The organism is Rhodoferax sp. UBA5149 (assembly GCF_002413825.1).
GTDB lineage: Bacteria > Pseudomonadota > Gammaproteobacteria > Burkholderiales > Burkholderiaceae_C > Rhodoferax.
Genome location: NZ_DHXT01000217.1, coordinates 8,698 through 10,645, shown reverse-complemented (window position 1 = coordinate 10,645; position 1,948 = coordinate 8,698). Strand labels below are relative to the sequence as shown.

2 protein-coding genes are annotated in these 1,948 nt (G+C 62.4%); both read right to left on the bottom strand.

Features of this window, described 5'->3' with window-relative positions; translation table 11 throughout:
* Positions 1-58 precede the first annotated feature (58 nt).
* Positions 59-934, bottom strand: coding sequence for a protease HtpX (gene htpX, locus B3V69_RS19480; protein WP_296449087.1), 876 nt, complete (start codon positions 932-934; stop codon positions 59-61).
* Positions 935-1,056: 122 nt separating this feature from the next.
* A complete protein-coding gene (locus B3V69_RS19475; RefSeq protein ID WP_296449084.1) occupies positions 1,057-1,812 on the bottom strand; it encodes a DUF3025 domain-containing protein in 756 nt (251 codons plus the stop codon).
* Positions 1,813-1,948: the final 136 nt, after the last annotated feature.

Genomic DNA, 1,948 nt, shown 5'->3' with positions numbered 1-1,948 from the left:
GCCCGGCGGGGCGAGAGAGGGGCCGGGGGAGTGAGTGGGGAAGACCCTCAAGACCCTCTCAGCTCTGTGCGTTCTGCAAGGCCGCGATGCGCTCTTCAATCGGTGGATGCGTGGAAAACAGCTGGCCGATGCCGCCAGCGATGCCGAACGCCGCCACACTCTTGGGCAATTCACCCGGTTGCATGCCGCCCAGACGGGCCAGGGCATTGATCATCGGCTGCCGACGACCCAGCAGTTGGGCCGAGCCCGCGTCGGCCCGGAATTCACGGTGCCGCGAGAACCAGGCCACTACGATGGCGGCGGCAAAACCGAGCACGATGTCCAGCACGAGAGTGGTGATCATGTAGCCAATGCCGGGACCGCTTGAGCGCTCGTCGCCTTTGCGCAGGAAGCCGTCCACCGCGTAGCCGATGACCCGGCTCAGGAACACCACAAAGGTGTTCATCACGCCCTGGATCAGCGTCATGGTGACCATGTCGCCATTGGCCACATGGCTGATTTCATGGCCGATGACGGCCTCGATTTCCTCATGCGTCATGCCCTGCAGCAAACCGGTGCTGACGGCCACCAGCGCCGAGTTCTTGAACGCGCCGGTGGCAAAGGCGTTGGGATCGCCGTCAAAAATACCCACCTCGGGCATGCCGATACCGGCCTGGCTGGAGAGCTTGCGCACGGTTTCCACAATCCAGGCTTCATCCGCGTTTTGCGGCGGGTTGATGACGCGCACACCCGAGGTCCACTTGGCCATCGGCTTGCTGATCAAGAGCGAAATGATGGCGCCGCCAAAGCCCATGATCAGGGCAAAGCCGAGCAAGGAGGTCAAATTCAGGCCGTTAGGGGTCAGGTAGCGGTTGACGCCCAGCAGACTGGCCACGATGCCGAGCACCGCCACCACCAGCACGTTGGTCAAAACGAACAAAAGAATGCGTTTCATGTTTTCCTTCAAATACGGCTCAAATCAGCGAGCGCTTGGCAACGATGTTAGGGGCGCGCCGTCCAATTTCAAGGCGCTGAGCCTGAATGGCCCACCCAAGTTTACGGGCATTTGACGGCGCCTCAGATCGCCGCAACGGTGGCCGTTTTGGGCCGACGAAACACACTGGCGTCCGCGTAAAACGTCGGGTCTTCATTGGCCGCCCACCAGCTGGGCACGCCCAGCACCGGCAAATGCGCAAACGGCTTGCCGGAGAGTTTTTCAGCGCTGAGGTCGGCAGCCATCCAGTCGTCCATGTCTGCTATTGAATTGCTAGCTGCTTGCGAACGGTACACGTGGGCTGTGATGGGTTTTCGTGGGTAAACCAGTTTTTCCAGCAAGGCGTGACCAAACAGCACCAGATGGGCCTCGCGCCAGAGCGGGCGCAGGTCGACAAACAGGCGACACCAGTCTTTCGCCGCCAAGGCCGCCCACAAGGCATCGGGCGCCTGCAGAAAGGCGGCGTTCTCGTCAAAGACCGTCAAACCGTCACGCGCCGGGCCGCGCACCGGCTGGATGCCCGTGTGCGCCATCTGCGCCACATGCAACTGGTTCAGCCGGCGCTTGGTCAAGGGGAAGCGCAGCCACGCCAATCCATTGAAAAAGTCGTGCAAGCCCTCGCGGCTAGGGCAGCAGCCGCTATTAAAAATATAGCGCTCGTAAGCCTCGCCCGGCGGCAAATCGCTTTGGGGAACAAAGCGCAGCGCAGCGGCACCCGGCGTCGCGCAGGCATTCAGCGCGTCCGGGACGGATGTGCCGGTGGCGACCGATGCGGCGACACGGCGCCCGACTTGCGCATAGGGCGCCAGCCAGGGCGCCCGCCAGTCAATCGCATCCATCAGTTGGGGACAGCGCTGAAGGTCTGTCCCGCAAGCATTTACGTCATTCGCCACGGCAAGGTTTCGCCAGAACGCAGGGGCTTGAGTTGCGCCTCGCCAAAGGCAAAGCTCTCGGGCGGTGTCCACGCTTCGCGCT

Coding starts and splice junctions, on each gene's coding strand:
- B3V69_RS19475 (WP_296449084.1), bottom strand. CDS start 1,812: ATGGATGCGATTGACTGGCGGGCGCCCTGGCTGGCGCCCTATGCGCAA.
- htpX (WP_296449087.1), bottom strand. CDS start 934: ATGAAACGCATTCTTTTGTTCGTTTTGACCAACGTGCTGGTGGTGGCG.